Genomic DNA, 18,410 nt, shown 5'->3' with positions numbered 1-18,410 from the left:
CGCCTTAGGCCGTTTATAGAGGCGGGGCAACCGGGGAATCGCGTGTGTCAAGGAAATCTTTGCACCTGCGAATTAATTGCAATAACCCCTTGGGGTGCGATGGTGGGTTAGCCTTGTTGGCCATGCCCCTGCGCCAGATATCCCTCCGACTGCATCTCCAAAAGCCGCGACACCGTGCGTTCGAACTCGAACTTACCGTCGCCCTTGCGGTAGAGGTCCATCGGCGCGGCATCGGCCATCGCGAGCAACTTGACCCTATGTTCGTACAGCGCATCGATCAGGGTAACGAAGCGCGCCGCCTCGTTGCGGTTTTCGGGCCCCAGGCGCGGGATGCCGACCAGGATGACGGTGTGGTAGCGGCGAGCGATGGCGAGATAGTCGGAGGCGCCGCGCGCCTCGCCGCACAGTCGCTTGAAGGAGAAGACTGCAACGCCCTTCAGCGCCTTGGGCACGTGCAGCGTGCGGCCCTGCACCGCGATATCCTCGCTTGGCACATGGTCGCGATCCTCGACCGAGAAATCGGTCAGCCGGAAAAACGCGGCGGAGAGGGTGGCGGTGTTGGCGGGGCTGTTGGGAACGAGCCACATGTCCATCGTGCCGAGCCGGTCGCGACGATAATCGGTCGGGCCGTTCAACGGCAGGATGTCGAGCTTGTCCTTCAGGAGCGCGATGAAGGGCAGGAAGCTGTCACGCTGCAATCCGTCCTTGTAGAGATCGTCGGGTGGGCGATTGGACGTCGCAACCACTGTCAACCCCTCTGCCATCATCGCGGTGAAGAGACGCGAGAGGATCAAGGCGTCGGCGGTGTTGTTGATGACCATCTCGTCGAAGGCGAGCAGGCGCAGATTTTCGGCCAGCGCCTTGGCCACCGGCGGGATCGGGTCGCCCGCTTCCTTTTTCCGCTCCTCGGCGATGCGGGCGTGGACCTCGATCATGAACTCGTGGAAATGGACGCGGCGCTTGCGCTCGATCTTCACGCATCCGAACAAAAGGTCCATCAGCATCGATTTGCCGCGTCCGACCCCGCCCCACATATAGACGCCGCGCGGTGCATCGGGCGCACGGCGGGCGAGGCGCCACAGCACGCTACCTTTGCGCGGCCCCTGTTCGAGTTCGTGCGCGAGATGGTCGAGCCGGCGCGCGGCGGCGGCCTGATCGGCGTCGGCACGCAATTCGCCTGCGGCAACCAGTGCCTGATATTTTTCGAGGACGCGGGTCATGCGCGCGGCGACGATTTGCGGACGGTGCCAGAAAAGCTCGCGAGGATAGCGTCGTCCTGCTTCACCAGTCCGCGCATGAACAGCATTCGCCCGGTTTCGCGCAACAGTTCGACCTCGGCGACGATCGGTTCGCCGATCCGGCTGGTGCCGATGAACTGCGCCGACAGGTCCAGCGTCACCGCGCCCCCGGCGGAGAGCACGCCAAACGTCCGCGCGGCCGCAAATAGTGCGGCGTCCATGAAGCCCAGCAATGCCCCACCATGCGTAGAATCGGCCAGATTCGAATGGCGCCGCTCTGTCGCCATGCGCACCAGCGCCTTGTCGCCCTCAAGCCGGGTCAGGATCGGGCCGAGAAAGGCGTTGAATCGCGTCGGATCGCGCAATTCCCAGCGCATCCAGCCGGAGTGATCGGGATCGGGGACGAAGGAAAAGGCGTCGGACATAAACGGGTGCGGGCGGGTCAGACCCGGCTGTGCATCGCCTCGAACTGGGGCAGGTCCGGGTCGAACCGGTCCCACGCCACCGCATCCTTCATATAGATGACCGCTTCCGGCGAGATGATGTTGGGATCGTCGAGCGATCCGCTCTGTACCAGGATGATGTCGCCGGGCAGGTCGCCCGACGTATAGATGCGTCCCGCACAAGTGCCGCAGAAATGCCGCGTCACCTTGCCGCCGGTATCGCCTTCATTGGTGAAGGTTTGCGGGGTGCCGTCGAGCGACAGCTGGTCGCGATGCACCGCGATGATCGTGGTGTGGCCGGTGCCGGTCGCCTTCTGGCAATCCTTGCAACAGCATTGCACGACGCGGCGCGAGGGACCCGTCAGCCGATAGCGCAATGCGCCGCACAGACATCCGCCAGAAACTTCGACGCCCTCGGCAATTCCGGCCATTCGCTTCTCCTGCGCAGTGCGTCCAACGGATCAGACGACCCGTTCGGCTTCCATCTTCTTGATTTCCGCGATCGCCTTGGCGGGCGAGAGGCCCTTGGGGCAGACATTCGCGCAGTTCATGATCGTGTGGCAGCGGTAAAGGCGGAAGGGATCTTCCAGCTCGTCGAGCCGCTCGCCGGTCGCCTCGTCGCGGCTGTCGGCCAGCCAGCGATAAGCCTGGAGGAGGATGGCCGGGCCGAGGAACCGGTCGCTGTTCCACCAATAGCTCGGGCAGCTGGTCGAGCAGCAGGCGCACAGGATGCACTCATACAGCCCGTCCAGCTTGTCGCGCTCTGCCGGCGACTGCAGCCGCTCCTTGCCCGAGGGCGGCGTGGTGACGGTCTTCAGCCAGGGCTGGATCGAGGCGTATTGCGCGTAGAAATGGGTGAAGTCGGGGACCAGGTCCTTGATCACGTCCATCGCGGGCAGCGGGGTGATCTTGATATCGCCCTTGATATCCTCGATCGCGGTGGTGCAGGCGAGGCCGTTCTTGCCGTCCATGTTCATCGAGCACGACCCGCAAATGCCTTCGCGGCACGAGCGACGGAAGGTCAGGCTCGGATCAATCTCCGATTTGATCTTGATGAGCGCGTCGAGAACCATCGGGCCGCAATCGTCGAGGTCGATGGTGAATTTGTCATAGCGCGGGTTCTGACCCGAATCGGGGTCGTAGCGATAGATGGTGAAGGTGCGCGCATTCTTCGCGCCCTGCGGCGCGGGATGGGACGTGCCCTTCTTGATCTTGCTGTTCTTGGGAAGGACAAAATCGGCCATCTTCAACCCCGTGACTGTTCGGTCGGCATGGCGACGCGGCGCGCGCCCCACTCCGGATTGCGGGTCAGATACATAACCGCTGCCCTGCCTGCAAATGGAAGCAGCGCCGTCAATGTCATCAACGCCCCGCCGCGCGGGAGGCGGCGCAGACGCGCGCATTTTCAAGCACCGTATCGAGCAGCCCGGGGAACCGCGCGTCGAACTCCTCTCGGCGCAGCCGGTTGAGATAGTCGCGGCCGTTCTGCGCCGTCTCGATCAGGCCCGCCGCACGCAGGATCTTGAGATGGTTGGAGCGGGTGCTCTTGGGCACCTCGCATTCGGGCGCCGTCGCTGCGCAGTTCATCGTCTCGGCACCCGCGAGCCGCGCGATCATCGCCAGCCGCATCGGGTCTGCCAGCGCATGAAGCGCGGCGGCAAGTGGCACATCTTCGAGACGGGGGTGGAGGAAACTGCTCATCGCCAAGCCGATATAGTGCATTTCTGATGGTTTAATAGTTCGGGATCATTGAACTATATCAAGGCGCTTCCTAGCTACCGGCCTCGCCGGGCTATCCGGCTCAGCAGTGGAGCATCAAATGACCTATCGACTGAACGGAAAACGCGCGCTGGTGACCGGTGGGTCGCGCGGTATCGGCGCGGGGATCGCGCGGCGGCTGGCCGCGGAGGGCGCGGATGTCGCGATCACCTATGCTGCCAGCAAGAACAAAGCCGACGCGATCGTCCGGGAAATCGAGGCGGCGGGGCGCAAGGGCTATGCAATCCAGGCCAATGCCGCCGACGCGGACGCACAGCAAGCGGGGGTCAACGCGGCGATCGACGCGCTCGGCGGGCTCGACCTGCTGGTCCACAATGCCGGCGTCGCCAATATGCTGCCGATCGGCGAAGGAACGATGGAGGATTTTCGCCACCAGTTCGGGACCAATGTGGAGGGCGTCTTTGCCGGGACGCTGGCGGCGGCATCGCGGATCAGCGATGGCGGCGGCATCGTGGTGATCGGAAGCAACGCGTCGCACTGGACGCCGATGCCGGGATTTGCGGTCTATAACGCGACCAAGGCGGCGGTTGCGCTGCTGGTTCAGGGCTGGGCGCGCGATCTGGCGCCGCGGGGCATTCGCGTCAACGCGGTGCAACCCGGCCCGATCGATACTGACATGAACCCGGCCGATGGCGATCTGGCCAAGGCGTTCATGGATCGGATTCCGCTCGGCCGCTATGGCACGGCGGAGGAGATCGGCGCGCTGGTCGCCTTCCTGGCCAGCGATGACGCGTCCTTCATCACCGGCGCCCGGATCGATATCGACGGCGGGCTGTCGCTGTAACGAGGATGGGAGAGGGGACAGCCCCTCTCCCATTTCGATTGGCGGTTACGCCGCAGGCGGTGGGGCAACGCGACCGCCCCAGTCCAGATTGCGGGTGAGGTACATCACCGCCGCGAGAGCCGCGAAGAGCAGAAGCGATCCGATCAGCAACGAATAGGCTTCGAGGCTGAGCAGGATGTAGAGCACGCCATACAGCGCGACGAGCAACCCGGCGATGAATCCGGCGCGTCGGCGGCTTCCGAGTATCGCGGCGCTATAGGCGGTCAGCAGTGCGATCACCCCGCCCGCCGCGACCAGATAGGCCGGAGTGAAGCCGATGACTTCGGCAAAGGCGAGGAGCAGGACGAAGAACAGCACCAGCCCTGCGCCGACCAGCAAATATTCGACCGCTGATACGCGCACGCCCGCGACGACATCGAACAGCAGGAACGCCATGAAGGTGAAGCCGATGAACAGGAACCCGTATTTCACGCTGCGATTGACCTGCGAATAGAGATCGACCGGCTGGACCAGGCCGACCTGCGCCTGCGCGGCGGGCGCGGCGCTGGTCCGGGCGGGATAGGATGGTTGGGCTTCGCGCGATTCAACGGGCGAATCGCTGGTGGTGACCAGGGTGGTCCCGAGCGCGAGATTCGAGATGCGATAGGTCGCGCTGAACCCGGTCGCGTTGACGCTGCGTGATTCGGGGAGGAAGCCGCCGGTGAAGCTGGGATGCTGCCACGGCGAAGTGACCGTCCAGCGCGTGGCGCCCGCGCGCGGGGCGAGTGCGACGACCGAATGGCCGCGCAGCCCGAAGGTGAATTGCGCGGTGACTGTGCGCTCGCGGAGAGCCGAGGCATCCAGATTGGTGAAGAAGCCTGACCCGCCCGTGGCGGCGAGACCGTTGCCCGGTTGGGCCGTCAGGGGCTGCCCATCGATGACGATGCGGTTGGCGGGCTTCAAACCGCGCGGATCGGCGACGCCGAAGCGCAATTCGGCCTTGTCGAACTCAAGGCTGGCGACGTCAACGATCCTGGCGGTATCTGCGGGCAGGCGAAAGGACGCGCTGCCCGATATGTCCGCATCATAGACCACCGCTTCGTAGATCGATCGCGCGCGACGCTCGGGTTTGATGCGCGTGTCGATTTTCAGGCGGTCGGGGGCGATGAACAGCTGGCGCCGCTGGACCGAGCTGCGGGTGACGGGCTTGCCATTCTCCTGCACCGTCTCGGTCATCTGCTGCGCATAGGGGATGACGAGCAAGGGTCCCGCGATTGTCTGCGGCCCGCCCCATCCTTCGGCGATGCTGCTCCGCGCCGTCTCCGACTGGCTCTGCCGGTCGTAGACGAGGAGATAGACGGTGAAGAGCGGAATGGTCAGCACCGCCGCGACGAGCAGCGACAGCAGCAGCTTCATTCCGGGCGAACGGTCGGGCGCGTACAGGTCCATGATGATCTCCGGTTGGTGAGTGCTCTGGCTAGCGCGCACCCGGACCGGGAGTCATGAGCGACCTGTGAGCATATTCTGAGAACGTCAGATCACGTCGAGGACGAGGCCGAGGTCGCGCGCCTCCTCGGCTTCGATATACCAGTTCTCGGGCGCGCGGCGGCAGACTTCCTCGAACGCGATCTTCGATCCGGCGACCAGGTCGCGGAACCCCTCTTCCTCGATCCGGATCGAATGTTCGATCTCGTGCAGCTTGGCCTTGAGCGTCGCGGTGAGCGATTTGAGGGGGCCGGAGAGGTGGATGTCGGAGGAGAGGATGCGCTCATGCACCATGATCCGCGTACCGCGCGTGAGGAAGCGCTTGTCGGCGGGGAAATGCGCCATGAACGTCGCCCCGGCCGAATAGACCGCGACCTTGCCCAGAAACAGCAACTCGCGCCCCTGATATTCGCGGATCAGCCGCACCTCGTCCCCCATCAGCCGCGCGACTTCCGGGTCTCCGCCCAATGTGGAGATCGCGATGACCAAAGTCCCGTCGGTCGGTGCGGCCGCGAACTGGTCGCGAAAGCTCTGATACATTGCGTGATCCACCGGACCTGACAGGCAGATGTGCGGGGTTGCGAGCAGCGGGTAGCGCCTGCTCTGGGGGGCTTGCGCGGGAGGTGCTGGCGCCGCGTCGGAGGTCGGAGCGGGGGCCGGGGCGGGGATGTTGAATGTCTGGTTCATCGCCCGCGCAACCATCGGCCGGGGACTAGGTTCCCGCGCCCGGCGCCGAAGGCCGTCCCGAATGCCGACCGCGACCAGTGCGATGCCGACCGCGATCAGTGCCAGAAAGATGAGGGGGACGAGCGTTTCCACGCCGCTTCAACCCGCAACCAGGCGAAAGGATCAGCGTCACGGCCCCCGCAGGCTGTCTACGGAAGGCCTGCCGACTGGCTGGGTCGCGCCCCTGGGCATTCGCGCTTCGAGCGGGGCGAGCCAGGTCTGCACATCGACCCCCATGCTCTGCTGGGGCAGCGAAGGTTTGAGATTGCCTTTCCGTTCCCACCCGGCGATCTGCGCGACAGCTTCGGTGACTGCGGCGCCTAGCGGCTGAGGCTTGCGCAGCGCGTGGTTGACGAAGGCGTCGCCGAAAAAGGTCCAGTCATTCTCCGCCAGGCAGCCGAAGGAGGAGCGGTCCGACGCTGCCGCGCTGACGATCGCCGTCTGCGGACCGGAGAGGATCGGAACGAACACCCCGGAATAGCAGGCGCTGACGATCAACAAGCGGCGATGAATGCCATGCGCGTCGAGCAGCGTCGCCAGCCTTCGCGGCGAGATCGCGCCATAGCCCTCATTTCCATCATTATAGACGACGCCGAACGGCGCGCCGTGGCTGGTGGCGTAGAGGATAAGGACATCCTCCTTCTCGTCCATCAGCTCGGCAATGCGGGCGAGCGCGGCCTCAATCGCGGCGGGGGAGCCCATCGGAAGCGGCGAGGGCGCTTTGCCGTCGCTCCCCGCAAGCGTAATGGTGCGCCCGGCCGCGTCATAGCGCAGCGCGAGCACCTTCGCCGCCTCGCGCGCCTCGCGTCCGAACACGGGATCGCTGTCGAGCCCGACCGACAGCACATAGGCATCGACCACCCCCTTGCGCTGTGGCGCGAGGGTGGCGAGCGCGCGGGTGAGGCGGCGATGCTCGGCGAGCGCATGGGTAGCGGGGCGGTCGCGCTCGATCTGCGTGCCGCCATCGGCCTGCTGCACCACCTCCTGCGGCGTTGAGCGCGCCAAGCCGGGCGGCGGGTCGGCGGTGTGACGCGGCGGCGAGTAGGGCTGCTGCGGCGCGGACGCGGCGGGAAGCGCGAGCAGCGCAAAGGCTAACGGCAGGATCGAACGCATCAAACCACCCCCTGGATGGGAAGGTGATTGGCGATGGCCATCAGGTCAAGCGCCAGCAGGACGTTGCTGCCGGTACCGGATTTTGGTAATCTCGCCGCATGGCTGCCAAGAACACCAGCGTCGCCCTGGGCGACCACTTCACCGCCTTCGCCGCGCAGCAGGTGGCGTCAGGCCGTTATGGATCGATGAGCGAGGTGATCCGCGCCGGATTGCGGTTGTTGGAGGATGAGGAGCAGCGGTTCGCGGAATTGCGCGCAGCGATTGACGAGGGACTGGCAAGCGGCGATCCGGTCCCGTTCGACTTCGAGGCGTGGCTCGCAGCGAAGACCGCCGCTAAGTGACGCTCCGGCTGGAACTTCTGCCCGGTGCAATCGCCGATCTGGATTCGATCTACGCCTATTCGGTCGAACAATGGGGTGTCGAACAGGCGGAAGTCTATCTCCGGGCGTTGAACGCGCGGATGCAGGGGTTGCGACGCTTCCCCGCACTCGGCACGGCGCAGGATGCGTTACACCCCGGGCTGCGCCGGATCGGTGAAGGCAGCCACAGCATCTACTATCTCGTCCGCGAGAACACGGTGCTGGTCGTTCGCGTTCTGCATGACCGCATGGATACGAAACGCGCCCGCTTCACCCTCCAGCAACCCGGGCTGGCATACCGCGCAGAGATTTAGCTGACGGCGTGAGCCGCCAGCAAATCAATAAACCCGCTTCTTCGGCTTGATATACTCGACTTCGTCGGTGAGCGTGTAGTCGTGGACCGGGCGATAATCGATCGACACCGCGCCGCCCTTGCCGCCCCAGCCTTCGAAGCTCGCCACGCTGTGCTTCATCCAGTTGGCGTCGTCGCGCTCGGGGAAATCCTCGTGCATATGGGCGCCGCGCGATTCCTTGCGGTTGTCGGCGCTGCGGATGGTGACGACCGCCTGGCTGATGAGGTTGTCGAGTTCGAGCGTCTCGATCAGGTCGGTGTTCCAGATCAGTGAACGGTCGGTGACGGCGATGTCCTCCATCCGCTTGTACACGCCGTCCATATGCGTGACGCCCTCGGCCAGCAGCGCGCTGTCGCGGAACACGGCGCAGTGACGCTGCATCGTCTTCTGCATATCCTTGCGGATTTCTGCGGTGGGCGAGCCACCCTTGGCGTTGCGGAAATGGTCGAGCCGGGTGAGCGCATACTCCTCCGACCCTTTGGGCAGCGGCTGGTGCGGCGTATTGGGCTTGAGCACCTCCTTCAGGCGCAGGCCGGTCGCACGGCCGAACACGACCAGGTCGATCAGGCTGTTCGAGCCGAGACGGTTCGCGCCATGCACCGACACGCAAGCCGCTTCGCCGACCGCGAACAGGCCGGGGACGACCGCGTCGGGGTTGCCGTCGCGCAGTTGCACGACTTCGCCATGATAGTTGGTCGGGATGCCGCCCATATTATAGTGGACGGTCGGAACCACCGGCAGCGGCTTCTTGGTCAGGTCGACGCCGGCAAAGATCTTGCCGGTTTCGGTGATGCCCGGAAGGCGCTGGGCCAGCACGTCGGCGGGCACATGGTCGAGGTGAAGGAAGATATGATCCTTCTCCTTGCCGACGCCGCGCCCTTCGCGGATTTCCATCGCCATCGACCGCGCGACGACGTCGCGGCTGGCGAGATCCTTGGCCGAGGGGGCGTAGCGCTCCATGAACCGCTCGCCTTCGGAGTTGGTGAGATAGCCGCCTTCGCCGCGTGCGCCCTCGGTGATCAGCACGCCCGCGCCGTAGATGCCGGTCGGGTGGAACTGGACGAACTCCATGTCCTGCAGCGCGATGCCCGCGCGCAACGCCATGCCGTTACCGTCGCCGGTGCAGGTGTGCGCCGAAGTCGCCGACTGATACACGCGCCCGCCACCGCCAGTGGCAAGGACCACCGCGTGGCTGCGGAAGCGGTGGATGCTGCCATCCTCCATGCACATCGCGATCACGCCACGGCACGCGCCGTTTTCCATGATCAGGTCGAGCGCGAAATATTCGATGAAGAAGTCCGCGTCATACTTCAGGCTCTGCTGGTACAGCGCGTGCAGCATCGCGTGGCCGGTGCGGTCCGCGGCGGCACAGGTGCGCTGCACCGGGGGGCCTTCGCCCATATTCTGCATATGGCCGCCGAACGGACGCTGATAGATCGTGCCATTGTCGTTGCGACTGAACGGCACGCCGGCATGTTCCAGCTCGATCACCGCCGCCGGAGCTTCGCGCACCATATATTCGATCGCGTCCTGGTCGCCCAGCCAGTCCGACCCCTTGACGGTGTCGAACATGTGCCAGGTCCAGTGGTCGGGCGAATTGTTGCCGAGGCTCGCGGCAATACCGCCCTGCGCCGCCACGGTGTGGCTGCGGGTCGGGAACACCTTGGTGATGCACGCGGTCTTGAGCCCCGCTTCGGCGCAGCCCATCGTCGCGCGCAGCCCCGAACCGCCCGCGCCCACGACGACTGCGTCATAGCTGTGATCGATGATCTTGTAAGCGGCGGTCATCAGGCGGGCGCTCCGGTAGTAACGACGGTAAAGGCGATCTTGAGGATCGAGAAGATCGCGAAGACGCCGCCGCCGATGGCGAAGAAGTTGAGCAGCGTCAGCAGCACGATGCGCGTCTCGTCATGCTGGTAATCCTCGATCACCACCTGCAGGCCGAGGCGGAAGTGGTAAAAGACGCTGATGACGAGCAGAATCATCGGAACCGCGGCGATCGGGGCCGACAGCCATGCCTGCACCGTTTCATAGCCCAGATCGGGCAGGCGGACGAGGCTGACGATCAGCCAGGTCATCAATGCGAGGTTCGACGCGGCGGTGATCCGCTGGTGTACCCAGTGATGCGTGCCTTCATGCGCGGAGCCGAGGCCGCGGACGCGGCCGATGCTGGTACCGTTGCCCATTATTTCTTCTCCGCCGCGACGGGGGTTTCGGCCTTCGGTGCCTTGGCCAGATCGCCATAGACGATCCAGCCCCACAGCGCGGCCGTCAGCACGACCGAGACGACCATGGTGAGGATCGCAAAGCTCTTGTTCGCCTTAAGCTCGAACGCCGCGCCAGCATCCATCACGAAGTGGCGAATGCCGGTCATCATGTGCTGGAAGAAGCTGAGCGTCAGGCCGATGCCCAGGATATAGCCGATCGCGTTGGGCGCGCCGCTCTCGACCGTCAAACAGTCGAGGAACCGTGCATAGGCATCCGGCCCTGCGGCGAGCGCGCACAACCACCACAGGAACACGCCGACGCCGACGGTGGCCATCCCGCTGCCCGTGACGCGGTGGAGGATCGAGACCAGCATGTGCGGCCCCCATTTCCAGACCTGAAGATGGGGCGAAAGCGGTCGGTTGATATTGCGCGCCGTGGCCAAGGCATGGCTCCCTGTTCGGTTTGCCGCCTCATTAGACGGCGCGGCGTGCGATGCAAGTATCGACGCAAAGGTTCGTCGCCGGGATCGACGTGACGATGGCTAACCGCCCCTTAACTTCTGACCCTTAGGATTTGGCAATCAGACCGGGCGTGAGGTGTGCCGTCCGGATCGGACTGGGGGATATGGATTCGTGAGCGGATCGAAACAATTACCGGCGCCGGGCAGCGTCAGCCCGACAATCGATCTTCGGGAACGGCTGCGCCTGTTCGACCTGAGCGAGGCCGACCTGGCCCTTACCCGCAAGCTGTGGCTGGCGATCGAACCCGAAGCGGCGGCGATTTCGGCGGCGCATTGGGAGCAATGGCGCCGTTTCTATGGCGACCAGAAGAGTTTCGCCCAGCACGACCATGACCGCATGATCGAGCTCGGCATTGCCTATCTGCGCAATCGCTATACCAACCTTTCGGGACTGGATTGGGTTCAGTCGGCCGAGCGCACCGTCGCCGCCGCCTATGCCCAGGGGGTCTCGCTGACCGCGATCCTGTCGATGACCGATGCCGGCGGGCGGGTGACGCTCCAGATTCTCAACCGGCGGATGGACGCCGGATCGACCGAGCTTGCCGAAATGGTCGATCTGCTCTTTCGCCTCCGTTCGTTTGAGTGCGAGGTCTATACCGCGCTCTACTCGGCCTATTTCGAACATAATGCGCGCAGCGAGCGCGACCGGCTCGCCAGCCAGTTCCGCGACTCGATCGGCACCACCGTCGAGCGCGCCTCGAACGAGGGCGAATCGCTGCGTGCCCAGGCGTCGCACACGTCGCACGCGGCGCGGGGGATGCTGGGCAAGGCGAGCGAAGTGGCCGCCGCCGCCGAACAGTCGGCAGTGGCGATGCGCGAGGCGGCGCACACCGCAGCGGGCCTGATCCGCGCGATCGAAGATGCGCGGACCGAGGTCGAGGTCGCGGCCGATGTCGCAACGCGCGCCTCGGCGCAGGCGGGCGAGGCGGTGGCGATGAGCGAGATGCTCTCCGACCACGCCAAATCGATCGAATCGATCCTGAGCCTGATCCGTGACATTGCCGGACAGACCAATTTGCTGGCGCTGAACGCGACGATCGAGGCGGCGCGGGCGGGCGATGCGGGGCGCGGCTTCGCGGTGGTGGCGCAGGAGGTGAAATCCCTCGCCAACCAGACCGCGCGCGCGACCGACGATATCGCCGCGAAGATCGCCGCGATCCAGTCCGCGACGCGCGGTACGGTCGAAACCAACGCATCGATCCGCAACACGGTTCAGGAAGTTCAGGCGAGCGCCAACCGCATCCGTGGCGCGATGGAGGTCCAGGCACAGACGGTGACCGCGATCACCGCCGCCGTCGACGAGACCGCGCTTGCCGCCGATTCGATGTCGGCCACCATCGGCGCGATCCGCGAGGATACCGAAAGCGTCGCGAGCGATATCGAACGGGTCGGACAGGGCTTTGCCGTCCTCGACCAGGAACTGGGCGTACTCAAGAACAGCGCGGGCGAATTCGTCGCAAAAGTCGCTGCATGATGGAGGGGATCGATGGCCGGAGCGAAGGAGCTCGGGCAATGGAGCGGCGACAGTCGCCCCATTGCCGAGCGTATCCGCGATTATGATTGGGACGGTGCGATCGCCGAGGGATGTGCACGGATCACCGAGCTGATCGACGCCGACTGCGAGACCATCGGCCGTGCCTTCTGGGACCATTATCTGGCGCTTCCCGCGACCGCACATGTCCGCGGGTTTTTTGTCGGCGCACGGCTCGACGAACAACTCGCGCTGAGCACCCGCTATACGCGCGCGAAATATGCTCGCCCATTCGATACCGAATGGGTCGAGATGGCGGCAAAACACGCCGAGGATGCGCATCGCGCGCGAATTCCGCTCCCGGCGCTGCTCTCGGCCTTCGCCTTTGCGCATACCCGCACGTTCGAATTGCTGGGCGACCGTCTGTCCGACGATGTTCAGACCTTTCGCCGACTGAGCGACGTGGCCACAAGGATGGCGATGCTTGAGGCCGATTTCATGGCGTCGCAGCTGGGCGCCCGCGATGCGCAGCTTGCCCGAAATGAGCGCAAGGCGCGCTCCGACCAGTTCCGCGCGGACATTGCCGGGACGATCGACGTGACCAACGCGCTGGGCACCAAAGTGCGCGAGCAGGCGCGCGGCGCCGCCGGATCGGCGCGCGGAATGCTCGGCAAGACCCATGAGGTTGCGGCGGCCGCCGAACAATCGGCGGTGGCGATGCGAGAGGCCGCATATACCGCTGCCGGTCTCATTCGCGCGATCGAGGATGCACGAGCCGAAGTCGAGGTCGCCGCCGATGTCGCGACGCGCGCCTCGGCCCAGGCAGACGCGGCGGTGGCGATGAGCGGCACCCTTTCCGATCATGCCAAGTCGATCGAATCGATCCTGGGCCTGATCCGTGACATTGCCGGACAGACCAATTTGCTGGCGCTGAACGCGACGATCGAGGCGGCGCGGGCGGGCGATGCGGGGCGCGGCTTCGCGGTGGTGGCGCAGGAGGTAAAGTCCCTGGCCAACCAGACCGCGCGCGCGACCGACGACATCGCCGCCAAGATCGCCGCGATCCAGTCCGCGACCCAGGAGACTGTGACGACGAACGCGTCGATCCGATCGACGGTGGAGGAGGTGCAGGCCAGCGCGGACCGGATCCGCGAGGCGATGGAGACGCAGTCGCAGACCGTGACCGCGATCACTGCAGCGGTGGACGAAACCGCGCTCGCCGCCGACTCGATGTCCGCGACGATCGGTGCGATCCGCGAGGACAGCGCCGCTGTGGCGGACGAGATCGAGACACTGGAAACCGCGTTTGGCGAGATCGACCAGCGGCTGGGCAAGCTGAGCGACGCCGCGGGCAGCTTCTCGGCCTCTGTCGCGGCGTGATCTTGGCGTTGATGGGGTGACGGATGCGGGCCGACCTTCTAGTCGGTCCGTATGACGATCCATATTCTAGTGACCGGCGCCAGCCGGGGCATCGGCGCGGCGATCCTTGGCGCCTTCGGTTCGGACGATGTGCGCGCGGTGGGGCAGGGGACGCAGAGCGGTATTCCCGCCGACTTCACCGACCCCGGCGCCCCCGCCGCATTGTGGCAGGCGGCGCTCGACCAACTCGACGGGCGGATCGATGTGCTGATCAACAATGCCGGAGTGTTCGAGGCGGCTCCGATCGACCTGGATGACGATGCCTGGCTCGCCGCGTGGGAGCGGACGATGCAGGTCAATCTCACGGCTTCGGCGCAGCTGAGCCGGTTCGCGGTGCGTCACTGGCGAGAAAGAGGAGAGGGCGGGCGTCTGGTCAATATCGCCAGCCGCGCCGCCTATCGCGGCGACTCGCCCGCTCACTGGCATTATGCCGCATCCAAGGCGGGCATGATCGGCATGACCAAGAGCATCGCGCGCGGCTATGCGCGCGAGACTATTCTCGCCTTTGCCATCTGCCCCGGCTTCACCATGACCGGCATGGCGGACGAGTATCTGGCCAGCCGCGGGGGCGACAAGTTGCTCGCCGATATCCCACTCGGCCGCGTCGCTATGCCCGATGAGGTCGCGACAATGGCCCGCTTCTGCGCGCTGGAGGCGCCCGCGTCGATGACCGGCGCGGTGCTCGATGTGAACGGGGCGAGCTATGTCCGTTAAGGCGGCATTGCTTGCCGCGCTGCTCGGTGGGTGCGCCGCGTCGGCGCCGACTCCGCAGGCGATCGCGCCTGCCGGTAGTGTATCCGGCAAGGACCATGTCGCGCAGTGCAAGGGTCGCGACGGGTGGAGCGATGGCGCGCCGCCGGTGCAGGTTTTTGCCAATGTGTGGCAGGTCGGCACCTGCGGCATCGTCGCGTTGCTGGTCACCTCCGATGCGGGCCATGTCCTGATCGATGCCGCGACCGACGATGCGGCGCCGGGCATCGCACGCAATATCGAGCGCCTGGGGTTCAAGCTGTCCGACGTGAAGACCATCCTCAACGGCCATGAGCATCTCGACCATGCCGGCGGGATCGGCGCTCTCCAGCGGATGACCGGAGCCCGGCTGCTTGCCCGCGCCCCCGCGCGCGCCGCACTGGAAAGCGGCGAGGCGGCGGCGGACGATCCTCAACTCGGTCTCAACCCCAAGTTTCCCGGCGCGCGCGTCGATGGCATCGTCGCGGACGGCGAAGTGGTGCGTCTCGGCCCGCTCGCGCTCACGGTCCATGCGACGCCGGGCCACACGCCGGGATCGACCAGCTGGTCGTGGCGCAGCTGCGATGGCGCGGAGTGCCGCAGCATCGTCTATGCCGACAGCATCAGCGCGCTGTCGAACGACAGCTATCGTTTCTCCGACCATCCCGCCTATGTCGCCGCCTTTCGCGCGGGGCTTGATCGGCTCGCGGCGCTCGATTGCGACATCCTCATCACTCCGCATCCCGGCGCGAGCGACTTTCACGCGCGACTCGTGGGCGCTGCGCCGCTGGTCGATGCGAATGCCTGCGCCCGCTACGCCGCCGCAGGACGCGCGCGTCTCGATGCCCGGCTGGCGAAGGAAAAAGCCCGATGACGAGCTGGAAACTGACCCTGCCGTGCACCCGCGACGAAGCCGAAGCGATCGATTTCGAGGGGGCCGAGCTGTTGGGGATCGACCCCGCGCCCGTCCTGTTGACCAGCGAGACGGTCCCCGACGATCCGCTCGCCTGGCAGCTTGAGGCCTATTTCGAGGCGAAGCCGGGCAAGGAGGAGATCGCTGCGGTACGTGCGCTGGTGCCCAGCGCGGTGAAGGCCAAGGAGGTGATCGAACAGATCCCCGACGAGGACTGGGTGACGCTGAGCCAGCAGGGGATCGCGCCGGTCCATGCCGGGCGCTTCTATATCCACACTTCGACCAATCGGGGCGATGTGCCGCCGGGCGCCAGGACCTTCCAGATCGAGGCGAGCCGGGCATTCGGCACGGGTACGCATGAGACCACCGCCGGGTGTCTGCGGACGCTCGACGCGATGCGGGTGCGGGGCGAGCGGGTCGATAACCTCATTGATATCGGCACCGGCACCGGCCTGCTCGCCTTTGCCGCGATGCATTTGTGGCCGCGCGCCTATGCGACCGCGTCGGACATCGATCCGGTGTCGGTCGAGGTGACGGCGGAGAATGCCGGGATCAACGGCGTGACGCTGGGGGTGATGCAGGGGCAACTCGCTTTGGCAGCCGCAGCGGGGCTGGAGCACCCGCTGCTGATCGGCCGCGCGCCTTATGACCTGGTGATCGCCAACGTTCTCGCCGGGCCGCTGATCGAACTTGCACCCAGCATCAGCGCGGTGCTGGCCGAGGGCGGGACGCTGATCCTTGCGGGCTTGCTGGAGACCCAGGCCGAGCGCGTGGCCGGCGCGTACCGTCGCCACGGCCTGCGCCTGGCGGGCAAGACCCCGATGGGCGACTGGCCGACGCTGCGGCTGCGCAAGCGGACGCGTTACGGCTGGGACCGCACGACGCGGCCGGGGCCGGACGGGCAGGGGCTCGCGCCGGGGTTCGGGAGCTGGTGAAGGCATCTGCCTCTTTCTGCCTCTTTCCGTCATCCCCGCGAAAGCGGGGACCCATCTCCCGGACGCATGGCATACCGCACCGGTAGGTTGGTGGAAAGCAAAGAAGATGGGTCCCCGCTTCCGCGGGGATGACGCTGTGGCGGTAATTCAGGCCGCGTCCCGCCCCCGCGCATAGTCCTGCGTCCCCAGCGTGATCACCCGGTCGCCCGGCTCGATCGCGGCGATGGCAATATCCGGCTGAGCCAGGATCTCGTCATAGAGCGGTGCGAAGTCGGTCTCGATCGTCACCCGCAGCAGCTCGTCGAAGCTGGGGATGACGAAGTAATTCTGCTGGAAATCGTCGATGCGGTAGTTGGTGCGCATGACGCGCTTCAGATCGAAGCCGATCCGGTTGGGGCTGTCGCTGTCGAGCGCGAAGCGGCTCTCCCCGAAGCTGGACACGATCCCCGCGCCATAGATGCGCAGACCGTCATCCTCCTCGATCAACCCGAACTCGACCGTGTACCAGTAGAGGCGAGAGAGTTGCTTGAGCGCGCCATGTTCGAGCGCGCGCAGACCGCCGCGACCATAGGCCTCCATATAGTCTGCGAACACCGGGTCGGCGAGCAGGGGCACATGACCGAACACGTCGTGGAAGACGTCCGGCTCCTGCAGATAATCGAGCTGGTCGGCGCGGCGGATGAAATTGCCCGCAACGAAGCGGCGGTTCGCCATGTGATCGAAGAACACATCGTCCGGCACCAGCCCCGGCACCGCCACGACCTGCCACCCGGTCAGCTTCATCAGCCGTTCAGACAGTTCCTCGAAATTGGGAATTCCGCTCTCGGACAGTTTGAGCAGATCGAGCCCGCGCAGATACGCCTTTGACGCGCGACCGGGGAGCAGCCTGATCTGTCGTTCGTACAGCGTGTCCCATACTGCGTGCTCTTCACGCGTGAAGGCGTCCCAATTCTGGGGGACGGTCCAATCGGTACCCGCGCCTTCCGGCGGGCGTTCAAGAACATGGGTATCACTCATCATGCGGGTACCATAGCATGGAGGCGCAGTGCGCGGAACTGAGGGGATTGCCGAAGTGCGCGACCCCCATTTCGGCGCATCGTCGGCGCAGTGGGGATGACAAACCCGACCGGGCCCCCATCTCGGATTCAGGAGGGATGTCATGGCAGTCAATCCGAACGCAAAGGCCCCACCGGCATCGGCGCTGCTCGCCGAATGGCCCCGCGCCGCGTTGACGCTCGGTTCGCTGCCGTTTGCGTGGAAGGAGTTGCTGGCCGAGCCGCGCGGCGACGGGCGGCCCGTGCTGACGCTGCCGGGGCTGGTCAACAGCGACCTGAGCAACATCGTGATGCGCCGCTATCTCGATGCGCTGGGCTATCGCGCTTACCCTTGGGCGCTCGGCCGCAATTTCGGCGCGCGCGCGATCGGGGCGGAGGGCGAGCGCTTGTTCGACCGGATCGCCCAGGTGCATGACGAGACTGGCGAGAAGGTGACGTTGGTCGGGGTTTCGCTGGGCGGAATCATGGCGCGGATCGCGGCGCATCGGCGGCCCGAACTAGTGCGGGAGGTGATTACCGTCAGCTCGCCCTTTGCGGGCCTGCCTAGCGCGACCAATGTGTGGCGGGTGTTCGAGCTGGTCAGCGGCCAGCGCGCCGACGACCCCGCGGTGCGCGCGATGCTGGAAGAAGCCTCGTCGCCGCTGCCGGTCCCCGCGACCGCGATCTGGAGCGCGAGCGACGGGCTGGTCAATGGGGCGATCTGCCGCGAGCCCGACTGCGAAACCGCGCGGTCGGTCGAGGTCGATTCCAGCCATTTATGGGTGCAGATGAAACCTGAAGTGCTGCGGGCGATCGCGCAGACATTGGGGCGTTCGGCGTCGATCTAAGGGTCGTCCCCGAAACCCGTTTGTGCTGAGCTTGTCGAAGCACGATCCCTCCGCTCACAAACTGGCGTAGCACG

The 18,410-nt window shown here is 65.7% G+C and carries 21 protein-coding genes; 9 read left to right on the top strand and 12 right to left on the bottom strand.

Going from position 1 to position 18,410, the window contains the following annotated elements; translation table 11 throughout:
• Positions 1-107: 107 nt before the first annotated feature.
• The 5 genes from zapE to FPZ54_RS09645 all read right to left on the bottom strand — a co-directional run bounded on the left by zapE (position 108) and on the right by FPZ54_RS09645 (position 3,403).
• Entirely contained in the window at positions 108-1,220 is a 1,113-nt protein-coding gene (gene zapE, locus FPZ54_RS09665; protein ID WP_145846740.1) for a cell division protein ZapE, read from the bottom strand.
• The gene (locus FPZ54_RS09660) at positions 1,217-1,663 is read right to left on the bottom strand and encodes a PaaI family thioesterase (RefSeq protein WP_145846738.1); all 447 of its coding nucleotides are present in this window, start codon (positions 1,661-1,663) and stop codon (positions 1,217-1,219) included. Before FPZ54_RS09660 ends, zapE begins: the two co-directional genes overlap by 4 nt.
• A 17-nt stretch (positions 1,664-1,680) precedes the next feature.
• Positions 1,681-2,112, bottom strand: a complete 432-nt coding sequence (locus FPZ54_RS09655; protein ID WP_145846736.1) for a GFA family protein — start codon at positions 2,110-2,112, stop codon at positions 1,681-1,683.
• A gap of 30 nt (positions 2,113-2,142) precedes the next feature.
• On the bottom strand, positions 2,143-2,925 hold the full coding sequence (locus tag FPZ54_RS09650; RefSeq protein ID WP_145846733.1) for a succinate dehydrogenase iron-sulfur subunit: 783 nt from the start codon (positions 2,923-2,925) through the stop codon (positions 2,143-2,145).
• A 118-nt stretch (positions 2,926-3,043) separates the two neighbouring features.
• A complete protein-coding gene (locus FPZ54_RS09645; protein WP_239019789.1) occupies positions 3,044-3,403 on the bottom strand; it encodes an ArsR/SmtB family transcription factor in 360 nt (119 codons plus the stop codon).
• Between the two features lie 97 nt (positions 3,404-3,500).
• Between FPZ54_RS09645 and FPZ54_RS09640 the strand changes: the two genes are divergently transcribed.
• Positions 3,501-4,244, top strand: a complete 744-nt coding sequence (locus FPZ54_RS09640) for an SDR family NAD(P)-dependent oxidoreductase (protein WP_145846729.1) — start codon at positions 3,501-3,503, stop codon at positions 4,242-4,244.
• A gap of 45 nt (positions 4,245-4,289) precedes the next feature.
• On the opposite strand, the gene creD is transcribed toward FPZ54_RS09640, so the two are convergent.
• From creD to FPZ54_RS09625, 3 genes are all read right to left on the bottom strand, one after another.
• The gene (creD, locus tag FPZ54_RS09635; RefSeq protein ID WP_145846727.1) at positions 4,290-5,672 is read right to left on the bottom strand and encodes a cell envelope integrity protein CreD; all 1,383 of its coding nucleotides are present in this window, start codon (positions 5,670-5,672) and stop codon (positions 4,290-4,292) included.
• Between the two features lie 84 nt (positions 5,673-5,756).
• Entirely contained in the window at positions 5,757-6,395 is a 639-nt protein-coding gene (locus FPZ54_RS09630; RefSeq protein WP_145849687.1) for an ATP-dependent Clp protease proteolytic subunit, read from the bottom strand.
• 168 nt (positions 6,396-6,563) lie between these two features.
• Positions 6,564-7,547, bottom strand: a complete 984-nt coding sequence (locus FPZ54_RS09625) for a C13 family peptidase (protein ID WP_145846725.1) — start codon at positions 7,545-7,547, stop codon at positions 6,564-6,566.
• A 98-nt stretch (positions 7,548-7,645) separates the two neighbouring features.
• On the opposite strand from FPZ54_RS09625, the gene FPZ54_RS09620 reads away from it, so the two are divergent.
• Both FPZ54_RS09620 and FPZ54_RS09615 read left to right on the top strand, forming a co-directional pair.
• Positions 7,646-7,888: a type II toxin-antitoxin system ParD family antitoxin gene (locus tag FPZ54_RS09620; RefSeq protein ID WP_145846723.1), complete on the top strand. Its 243-nt coding sequence runs from the start codon at positions 7,646-7,648 to the stop codon at positions 7,886-7,888.
• Positions 7,885-8,220 carry a type II toxin-antitoxin system RelE/ParE family toxin gene (locus tag FPZ54_RS09615; RefSeq protein WP_222428363.1) on the top strand — a complete coding sequence of 112 codons (336 nt, stop codon included), beginning with the start codon at positions 7,885-7,887 and terminating at the stop codon, positions 8,218-8,220. The genes FPZ54_RS09620 and FPZ54_RS09615 overlap by 4 nt, the downstream gene beginning before the upstream one ends.
• A gap of 24 nt (positions 8,221-8,244) precedes the next feature.
• Here the strand turns inward: FPZ54_RS09615 and sdhA are convergent, their stop codons facing one another.
• The 3 genes from sdhA to sdhC are packed head-to-tail and all read right to left on the bottom strand — an operon-like array spanning position 8,245 to position 10,909.
• A complete protein-coding gene (gene sdhA, locus FPZ54_RS09610; RefSeq protein WP_145846721.1) occupies positions 8,245-10,047 on the bottom strand; it encodes a succinate dehydrogenase flavoprotein subunit in 1,803 nt (600 codons plus the stop codon).
• Complete coding sequence (gene sdhD / locus FPZ54_RS09605; protein WP_145846719.1) at positions 10,047-10,445, bottom strand: succinate dehydrogenase, hydrophobic membrane anchor protein; 399 nt, start codon at positions 10,443-10,445, stop codon at positions 10,047-10,049. The genes sdhA and sdhD overlap by 1 nt, the downstream gene beginning before the upstream one ends.
• Positions 10,445-10,909: a succinate dehydrogenase, cytochrome b556 subunit gene (gene sdhC, locus FPZ54_RS09600; protein ID WP_145846718.1), complete on the bottom strand. Its 465-nt coding sequence runs from the start codon at positions 10,907-10,909 to the stop codon at positions 10,445-10,447. The genes sdhD and sdhC overlap by 1 nt, the downstream gene beginning before the upstream one ends.
• A gap of 190 nt (positions 10,910-11,099) precedes the next feature.
• Here sdhC and FPZ54_RS09595 point away from each other — a divergent pair, with 190 nt between their 5' ends.
• The 5 genes from FPZ54_RS09595 to FPZ54_RS09575 are packed head-to-tail and all read left to right on the top strand — an operon-like array spanning position 11,100 to position 16,454.
• Positions 11,100-12,461 carry a methyl-accepting chemotaxis protein gene (locus tag FPZ54_RS09595; RefSeq protein WP_145846716.1) on the top strand — a complete coding sequence of 454 codons (1,362 nt, stop codon included), beginning with the start codon at positions 11,100-11,102 and terminating at the stop codon, positions 12,459-12,461.
• A 12-nt stretch (positions 12,462-12,473) separates the two neighbouring features.
• Complete coding sequence (locus FPZ54_RS09590; RefSeq protein ID WP_145846714.1) at positions 12,474-13,838, top strand: methyl-accepting chemotaxis protein; 1,365 nt, start codon at positions 12,474-12,476, stop codon at positions 13,836-13,838.
• Positions 13,839-13,889: 51 nt separating this feature from the next.
• Entirely contained in the window at positions 13,890-14,591 is a 702-nt protein-coding gene (locus FPZ54_RS09585) for an SDR family NAD(P)-dependent oxidoreductase (RefSeq protein ID WP_145846712.1), read from the top strand.
• Positions 14,581-15,480, top strand: a complete 900-nt coding sequence (bla, locus tag FPZ54_RS09580; RefSeq protein WP_145846710.1) for a subclass B3 metallo-beta-lactamase — start codon at positions 14,581-14,583, stop codon at positions 15,478-15,480. Before FPZ54_RS09585 ends, bla begins: the two co-directional genes overlap by 11 nt.
• Positions 15,477-16,454, top strand: a complete 978-nt coding sequence (locus FPZ54_RS09575; protein WP_145846708.1) for a 50S ribosomal protein L11 methyltransferase — start codon at positions 15,477-15,479, stop codon at positions 16,452-16,454. Before bla ends, FPZ54_RS09575 begins: the two co-directional genes overlap by 4 nt.
• Positions 16,455-16,601: 147 nt before the next feature.
• Here FPZ54_RS09575 and phhA read toward each other — a convergent pair whose 3' ends face one another.
• On the bottom strand, positions 16,602-17,474 hold the full coding sequence (gene phhA, locus FPZ54_RS09570) for a phenylalanine 4-monooxygenase (protein WP_145846706.1): 873 nt from the start codon (positions 17,472-17,474) through the stop codon (positions 16,602-16,604).
• A 139-nt stretch (positions 17,475-17,613) separates the two neighbouring features.
• On the opposite strand from phhA, the gene FPZ54_RS09565 reads away from it, so the two are divergent.
• A complete protein-coding gene (locus FPZ54_RS09565) occupies positions 17,614-18,336 on the top strand; it encodes an alpha/beta fold hydrolase (RefSeq protein WP_145846702.1) in 723 nt (240 codons plus the stop codon).
• The last annotated feature ends 74 nt before the right edge of the window (positions 18,337-18,410 follow it).

It is taken from the genome of Sphingomonas suaedae, from assembly GCF_007833215.1.
Lineage (GTDB): Bacteria > Pseudomonadota > Alphaproteobacteria > Sphingomonadales > Sphingomonadaceae > Sphingomonas > Sphingomonas suaedae.
This window is presented reverse-complemented; position numbering and strand designations above follow the sequence as displayed.